This window comes from Leifsonia sp. NPDC056665 (assembly GCF_042791795.1).
In the GTDB taxonomy this organism is placed as follows: domain Bacteria; phylum Actinomycetota; class Actinomycetes; order Actinomycetales; family Microbacteriaceae; genus Leifsonia.
Window position 1 is genome coordinate 12,076 of the sequence record NZ_JBHTXK010000040.1, and the last position, 7,628, is coordinate 19,703.

General features: G+C 69.0%; 8 protein-coding genes. 5 read left to right on the forward strand and 3 right to left on the reverse strand.

Translation table 11 applies throughout. The features are described from left to right. Positions 1 to 108: 108 nt before the first annotated feature. Genes ACFQ9V_RS20260 through ACFQ9V_RS20275 form a run of 4 tightly spaced genes read left to right on the forward strand, consistent with a single transcriptional unit; the run spans position 109 to position 3,312 of the window. The gene (locus tag ACFQ9V_RS20260; RefSeq protein ID WP_382460913.1) at positions 109 to 1,140 is read left to right on the forward strand and encodes a carbohydrate ABC transporter permease; all 1,032 of its coding nucleotides are present in this window, start codon (positions 109 to 111) and stop codon (positions 1,138 to 1,140) included. Then, positions 1,140 to 2,054, forward strand: coding sequence for a carbohydrate ABC transporter permease (locus ACFQ9V_RS20265; protein WP_382460914.1), 915 nt, complete (start codon positions 1,140 to 1,142; stop codon positions 2,052 to 2,054). Before ACFQ9V_RS20260 ends, ACFQ9V_RS20265 begins: the two co-directional genes overlap by 1 nt. Before the next feature lie 4 nt (positions 2,055 to 2,058). Further along, on the forward strand, positions 2,059 to 2,295 hold the full coding sequence (locus ACFQ9V_RS20270; protein ID WP_382460915.1) for a hypothetical protein: 237 nt from the start codon (positions 2,059 to 2,061) through the stop codon (positions 2,293 to 2,295). Between the two features lie 9 nt (positions 2,296 to 2,304). After that, positions 2,305 to 3,312, forward strand: coding sequence for a LacI family DNA-binding transcriptional regulator (locus ACFQ9V_RS20275; RefSeq protein ID WP_382460916.1), 1,008 nt, complete (start codon positions 2,305 to 2,307; stop codon positions 3,310 to 3,312). A 260-nt stretch (positions 3,313 to 3,572) separates the two neighbouring features. Here the strand turns inward: ACFQ9V_RS20275 and ACFQ9V_RS20280 are convergent, their stop codons facing one another. Continuing rightward, on the reverse strand, positions 3,573 to 4,811 hold the full coding sequence (locus ACFQ9V_RS20280; RefSeq protein WP_382460917.1) for an MFS transporter: 1,239 nt from the start codon (positions 4,809 to 4,811) through the stop codon (positions 3,573 to 3,575). 59 nt (positions 4,812 to 4,870) lie between these two features. Beyond that, a complete protein-coding gene (locus ACFQ9V_RS20285) occupies positions 4,871 to 5,353 on the reverse strand; it encodes a MarR family winged helix-turn-helix transcriptional regulator (protein ID WP_382460918.1) in 483 nt (160 codons plus the stop codon). Positions 5,354 to 5,430: 77 nt separating this feature from the next. Between ACFQ9V_RS20285 and ACFQ9V_RS20290 the strand changes: the two genes are divergently transcribed. After that, positions 5,431 to 6,879 carry an amino acid permease gene (locus ACFQ9V_RS20290; RefSeq protein ID WP_382460919.1) on the forward strand — a complete coding sequence of 483 codons (1,449 nt, stop codon included), beginning with the start codon at positions 5,431 to 5,433 and terminating at the stop codon, positions 6,877 to 6,879. Here the strand turns inward: ACFQ9V_RS20290 and ACFQ9V_RS20295 are convergent. Beyond that, positions 6,834 to 7,514, reverse strand: coding sequence for a class I SAM-dependent methyltransferase (locus ACFQ9V_RS20295; RefSeq protein ID WP_382460920.1), 681 nt, complete (start codon positions 7,512 to 7,514; stop codon positions 6,834 to 6,836). The genes ACFQ9V_RS20290 and ACFQ9V_RS20295 overlap by 46 nt on opposite strands. Between the last annotated feature and the right edge of the window lie 114 nt (positions 7,515 to 7,628).

Genomic DNA, 7,628 nt, shown 5'->3' on the forward strand with positions numbered 1-7,628 from the left:
TCTCGCCGGGGTGCGGGGTGCTGTTGGCCCCTGTCGGGGCGGGGGGGGGCGGGACCTCTCCCGCCGCCCGGCTCCCCACCCCCACCGCTTTCTCCCCGGAGGCCGCACATGTCAACGTCGAACGTCGTCGCCCCCTCATCAACAAAGAACAGGCCGCCTGAGCAGCGCGCCGGAGTCAAGCACACCCGCCGCCAGCAGAGCCGCTGGGCCCTCTACCTCATCCTCCCCACGCTGATCCTGCTCGCCATCGTGATCGGGTACCCGATCGTCAGCGCCGTCGTGATGTCGTTCCAGAAGGACGCAGGGCTCGACCCGGCGACGGGCCTGTTCGTGCAGGGCGGCTTCGCCGGATTCTCGAACTACGCCCACTGGCTGTTCCAGCAGTGCGCCGGCCCGAACGGGACCACGGTCTCGTGCCCGCCGGGCAACCTCGGCTCCACCTTCTGGAGCGCCGTCGGGGTCACCTTCTTCTTCACGATCACGACCGTCATCCTCGAGACCGTCCTCGGCCTCTGGTTCGCGCTCATCATGAACCGCGCCTTCCGCGGCCGCGGCTTCGTCCGCGCGGCCATCCTGATCCCGTGGGCGATCCCCACCGCCGTCACCGCGAAGCTCTGGTTCTTCATCTTCTCGGTCGCCGGCGTCGCCAACGCCGTCCTCAACGCGCACATCCTGTGGACGAGCGACGAATGGGCGTCCCGGTTCGCGGTCATCATCGCCGACACCTGGAAGACGACGCCGTTCATGGCGCTGCTCATCCTGGCCGGCCTCCAGATCATCCCGGAGGACGTCTACGAGGCGGCGAAGATGGACGGCGCGAGCACGTGGCAGCGCTTCTGGCGCGTCACCATGCCGCTGCTGAAGCCGGCGCTGATGGTCGCGGTCCTGTTCCGCACCCTCGACGCCCTCCGCATCTACGACCTGCCGCAGATCCTGACAGGCGGCGGCGGTGGCACAGGCCATGCGACGACGACACTGTCCATCCTCGTGGTCGATCAGATCAGGCAGGGCTTCAACAGCGCTGCCGCCCTCTCCACCATCACGTTCATCCTGATCTTCCTGGTCGCGTTCATCTTCGTGCGGTTCCTCGGCACGAACGTGGTGCGAACGCAGGAGACGCAAGCGAAGGGAGCGAAGTGATGACCACCGTCGCCGGCCCCACAACGGCCACCTCCGACACGAACGCACCCGCCCGCCCGCACACGAAGAGCCGAACGCGATCCCGCAACCGCAACCAGAACACCCGCACCATCGTGCAGGCGCTGGTCATCGTGCTGTGGTGTCTGCTGCCGTTCTACTGGATGGTCGTGACGTCGTTCCGCGACGTCGGCTACACCAGCGACAACACGCCGTGGTTCACGCACATCACGTTCGACAACTACGTGACGGCGCTGTCGACCAACCTGGGCAACCACCTCGGCCAGGCGCTGCTGAACTCGCTGTTCATCGGCGTCTGCGTCACCGTGATCTCCCTGGTCGTCGGCATCTTCGCCTCGTACGCGCTCGCCCGCCTGGAGTTCCTGGGCAAGGGCATCGTGCTCGGCATCATCCTCGCCGCCTCGATGTTCCCGGGCGTCGCGCTCATCACCCCGCTGTTCCAGCTCTTCACGAACATCGGGTGGATGGGCACCTACCAGGCGCTGATCATCCCGGAGATCTCGTTCGCCCTCCCGCTGACGGTCTACACGCTCGTCTCGTTCTTCCGCGAGATGCCGTGGGACCTGGAGGAGGCCGCGCGGATCGACGGGTGCACCCAGGCGCAGGCGTTCCGCAAGATCATCCTGCCCCTGGCGGCGCCTGCCGTGTTCACGACCGCGATCCTGGCGTTCATCTCGTCCTGGAACGAGTTCCTGATCTCCAGCCAGCTCTCCAGCGACGCGACGCAGCCGGTGACGGTCGCCATCGCCTCGTTCACCGGGAGCCAGCCGCACCAGGAGCCGTACACCGCCATCATGGCAGCCGGTACGATCGTGACCGTCCCGCTCATCATCCTGGTGCTGATCTTCCAGCGCCGGATCGTGGCGGGCCTGACCGCAGGTGGAGTGAAGGGCTGAACCGATGCGCGTGACCGACCCGAAGGAGCTCGTCGACATCGGCCTCGGCTTCGTCGGCTTCTTCGGGGCGGTGTTCGCGATCATCACAGCCGTCTGCGAGCTGACCGGTCAACCCGCGCTGACGTGGGCGCTGATCTCGCTCGTGCTCGTCGTGATCTTCATCGCTCTGCTGCAGGCGCGCCACCGCATCGTGGCGGCGCGCCTGCGGGCGGAGGAGGCACGAGCGGGCCAGGACTCCTGACGGGGGATCATGGCAGGCATCGAGGAGGTCGCGCGCGCGACCGGGGTCTCAACGGCAACAGTTTCGCGGGCGCTGCGGGGGCTCCCCAACGTGTCCGACACGACGCGCGCTGCGGTGCGGCGCGCCGCCGACGAGCTCGGCTACGTCGCGTCGTCGAGCGCGTCCGGCCTGGCCAGCGGGCGCACCCTCGCGCTCGGCGTGGTCGTCCCGTCGGTCAGCCGCTGGTTCTACACGCAGGTGCTGGAGGGCGTCGACGCGGAGTTGCGCTCGGCCAGCTACGACATGATCCTGTTCAACCTCGGCGGCCATCGCGGCGACAGGGAGCGGGTCTTCCACCGCAGCATCCTGCGCAAGCGCACGGACGCGCTGCTGGCGCTGTGCCTCGACTTCACGCCGGACGAGCGCGAGCAGCTCGCCTCGCTCGGCCACCCGACCATCGTGGTCGGCGGGCCGGTCAAGGGGCTGCGCAGCGTCGGGATCGACGAGAAGGCCACGGCCAAGGAGGCCACGAACCACCTGATCGGCCTCGGCCACACAGAGATCGCCCACCTCGGCGGCGAGGACGAGGAGGGCCTGAACAGCAACGTACCGGCCGGCCGGCTGCGCGGCTTCGAGAAGGCCATGCGCTCCGCGAACCTCCCCGTGCGGCCGGAGTGGGTCATCCCGGGCGGCTTCTCCCTCCCCGAGGGGCGCGCGGCGATGAACCGGCTGCTCGACCGCCCGGGCCCGCGGCCGACGGCGGTGTTCGCCGGCTCGGACGAGATGGCGATGGGCGCCATCCTCGCCGCGGGCGACCACGGACTGCGCGTGCCCGAGGACCTCTCCGTCATCGGCATCGACGACCACGACTTCGCGGAGTGCTTCGGGCTCACCACGATGGCGCAGAGCCCGTTCGAGCAGGGGGCGGTGGCGACGCGCATCCTCCTGGACGAGCTGGGCGGCGGCGAGCCGCGGGCCGGATCGGTGCGCTCATCGGCGCATCTCGTGGTGCGCACATCGACCGCGCCGCCGCGCTGAGCCCTGCGAGTTCGTACACGCGCCGGGTGAATCATTGCGGATTTGCACGAATCAGGCCGGATATGAACGATCAGCGTCCCGTGATCTGAAACAATAGGTCATGCGGCCGTTGGCCGATCGCGCCTTTCGGGTAGGCACGATCGACCGCCGACAGTCCGTCCGTACCGACGCTTCGGCGCGTACGGGAAGAGCCGCCCTGACTAGGACAGGGCGGCTCTTCGTCTTTTCTTTGAACCGGTTCAGTCTTGAACCGGTTCAGGTCAGTCCGCGTCGGCCAGGGCCAGGACTTCCGCCTCCTGCTCGCGCGTCTCGTGCGGGGCGTCGACCCGCTTGAGGTGCTTGTGTCCGAGCATGACCAGGGCGGCGGCGATCAGCACCGAGATGGCGCCGGCGTAGAACGGGGTCGACCGGGCGAACAGACTCGCCAGCAGTGTGGCCGCCGGCGGGGCGATGGCGCCGCCGAGGAACCGGACGCCGGAGTACGCGCTGGAGGCGACAGCGCGCGGCAGGTCGGTGGCCTCCATCACGCACTCGGTCAGCACGGTGTTCAGGATGCCGAGCAGCAGACCGCCGACGATCACGCACACGATCAGCGCGACCAGCGAGCCGACCAGCAGGCCGGCGGCGGCCAGGTCGAGCGCCAGCAGCGGCATGATCAGCCACAGCACGCGGGTCCGCGGCAGCCGCGCGGTGAGGAACGGCGCCACCAAGACAGACGTGACCGCGAGCGCGAGGCCCCAGCCGAAGAAGATCAGCCCGAGCGTGATCGCGTCCTTGACGCCGAGGTCCGCCAGCGCGAACGGTGTGTACGCCAGCAGCACGAAGAAGCCGATGTTGTAGAACAGCGCGGCGGCGGCCAGGAAGCCGAGCGCCGGCCGGCCGAGCGCGCGGAACGGGGCGGAGAGCTTCGTCGGGACGGGCTTCTCGGGGTTCTTCTTGAGCATGACGACGATCGCGATGAAGCCGATGGCCATCAGGGTGGCGGTGCCGAAGAACGGCCCGCGCCAGCTCCAGCTGCCGAGCAGTCCGCCGAGCAGCGGGCCGATGGCGATGCCCAGGCCCAACGCGGCTTCGTAGAGGATGATCGCCGCCGAGGTTCCGCCCGCGGCCGCACCGACGATGGTCGCGAGCGCTGTGGAGATGAAGAGCGCGTTACCGAGGCCCCAGCCGGCGCGGAAGCCGATGATCGTCCACACGTTCTGCGACAGCCCGGCGGCCAGCGCGAAGACGACGATCAGCGCGAGGCCGATCAGCAGGGTGCGCTTGGCGCCGATGCGGCTGGAGATCCAGCTCGTGAAGAACATCGCGACACCCGTGATCAGCAGGTAGCTCGTGAAGAGCATCTCGGTCTGCGTCGGGGTCGCCTGCAGGCTGGCCGCGATGGCGGGGAGGATCGGGTCCACGAGGCCGATGCCCATGAAGGCGATGACCGACGCGAACGCGACGGCCCAGACGGCGGTCGGCTGCTTGAGGATGTTGTCCGGCTTCTGATGGGACATGGACGGGTGAGGCCTCCTAGGTCTGCAGAGAGTGAAGAGTGAACGGTGAGGTGAATGCCTCAGCGGCCGCCGACAGCAGCCGACGTCGCGGCGGAGAGGTCGACGCGCGAGGCGATGATCTCGACGGTGGCCCGCATCGCGGCCAGCTCGTCGTCGCGGAGGTCGGCGAACATCGGCACGAGGGCCTCCGACAGCGTGTCGCGCCAGTCCTGGAGCGCGGCGGCGCCCTTCGGGGTGATCGCGATCTGCCAGGCGCGGGCGTCGTCCACGTCGGCGATGCGCTTGACCCACTCCGACTCGACGAGATTGCGCACGAGCTTGGTCATCGTGGGCTGGGACACGCGGCTCTGGGAGGCGAGCTCGCCGAGCCGCATCGCGCCGACCGTCTGCAGCACGCTGAGCGTCCGCCAGGTCGCCGGGGACTCGGTGCTGCCCGTGACGCGCGCGGCGAGGCGGGTGAGGCGGTGGCTCGCGACGACGAGGTCGCCGAGGGTCTGGCGGAGCTGAGCGGTGTCGAGCGGGGAGTGCAGGGTTTCGGTCACGGCATCCATTTTATATAGCTGGACTATATAAATCAAGTCGGTCCGAAATCTCACACGTCACCTGGTTGAATCTCCGGATGACCTCCACCGACCCGGCCGGCGACGGCGCGTATCACAAGGGCCTCAAGCGACGGCACATCCAGATGATCGCCATCGGCGGCGCGATCGGAACCGGGCTCTTCCTCGGGGCCGGCGGCCGCCTCGCCTCCGGCGGTCCCGGTCTCCTCATCGTCTATGCGGTGTGCGGCGTGTTCGCGTACCTCATCCTCCGTGCGCTCGGCGAGCTGATCCTGCACCGCCCGGACTCGGGCTCGTTCGTCTCCTACGCCCGCGAGTTCTACGGCGAGAAGCTCGCCTTCGTGACCGGCTGGATGTACTGGATGTACTGGGGCATGATCGGCATCGTCGACGTGACGGCGGTCGCGCTCTACATGCACTTCTTCGGCAAGTACATCCCGGTGCTCGGCGAGATCCCGCAGTGGGTCTACGCACTGGGCGCCCTGACCGTGGTGCTCCTGCTCAACCTGCTCTCGGTGAAGGTGTTCGGCGAGCTGGAGTTCTGGTTCGCCCTCATCAAGGTGGTCGCACTGGTCGCCTTCCTCATCATCGGCATCGCCTTCGTCGTCTGGGGGACCCCGGTCGACGGCCGCACGCCTGGCTTCGCTCTGCTGGCGGACAACGGCGGCCTCTTCCCGAACGGAGTGCTGCCGCTCATCCTCGTGGTGCAGGGCGTCGTCTTCGCCTACGGGGCGATCGAGCTGATCGGCACCGCCGCCGGGGAGACCGAGGACCCGGCGAAGACCATGCCGCGCGCGATCAACACGATCCTGGTGCGGATCGCGCTGTTCTACGTGGGCTCCGTACTGCTGCTCTCGCTGCTCCTCCCCTACACCGCGTTCAAGGCGGGCGAGAGCCCGTTCGTCACGTTCTTCTCGTCCATCGGCGTCGACGGGGCGGACGCGATCATGAACCTCGTCGTGCTGACCGCTGCGCTCTCCTCGCTCAACGCGGGCTTCTACTCGACCGGCCGGATCGCCCGGTCCCTGGCCCTGCGCGGTGCGGCGCCCCGCTTCGCGCTGCGGATGAACAAGGCGGGCGTGCCCTACGGCGGCATCCTCATCACCGGCGTCGTCGCGCTGGTCGGCGTCGGCCTGAACCTGGTCGTGCCCGCCGAGGCGTTCGAGATCGGCATCAACCTGACCTCCATCGGCCTGCTCACGGCCTGGGCGGTCATCGTGCTGTGTCAGCTCAAGCTGCAGTCGCTCGCCACGGCCGGCCGGCTCACCCGGCCCGCGTTCCATCTGCCCGGGGCCCCGTTCACGAGCTACCTGACCCTCGGCTTCCTCGTGCTGGTCGGGGCGCTGATCCTCTTCGACTACCCGATGGGCACCTTCACGGTCGGCGCGGCCGTCGTCATCATCGTGCCGCTGCTGGTCGCGGGCTGGTACCTGGTGCGCGGGCGGGTGCGCGCGCACGCGGCTCAGGAGGCGGCCTCGGCCTCCGAGGCGGAGCCGGCCGTGCGCTGAGCCAGCAGGAACGCCTGCCGCGACTTCTCGGGAGCCACCGGCTCCCGGAACAGCTCCGCCCGCACGGTGAAGCCGGCCTCCGCCAGCCGCTGCTTCACACGGACGGGCGACTGGCGCCGGGTGCGCAGCTCGAGCTCGTGGCCGTACGCCTGCCGCAGGTGCACCACGTCCTCGTCGCCCTGCTCGCTGACCTGGAAGCCGAGCAGCAGCCGGCCTCCCGGCCGGACAACGCGGGCGAACTCGGCGCACACGGCGTCCTGCTCCTCCTGCGGGATGTGGATGATCGAGTACCAGGCCAGCGCGCCGGCGAGCTCGCCGTCCCGGTACGGCAGGCGGGCCATCGACGCGACCTCGAACGGGATGCCGGGGTGGTCGCGCCGCGCGACCTCGATCATCCCCGGCGACAGGTCGACGCCGCGCACGTCCACCCCGATGCCGGCGAGGAAACCGGACACCCGGCCGGGACCGCAGCCGATGTCGGCCACTGCTCCCCCGCCGTCCGCCGCGACCTGCTCGGCGAACGCGGTCAGCATCGCCCGCTCGATCGGCAGCTTCTCGAGCTCGCCCTCCAGCAGCGCCGCGTAGTCCTCGGCCACCAGGTCGTAAGCGACGCGCGCCTCATCCTCACCATCCACCCCGCAAACCTACAAGCACGAGGGGCACGTCGTTGTCGCTTTTACGTGTGGCAAGCCGCAACCACGGGCCCCACGAAGGTGGGGTTTAAGCCAGCGGGGGAATAAACCCCCAAG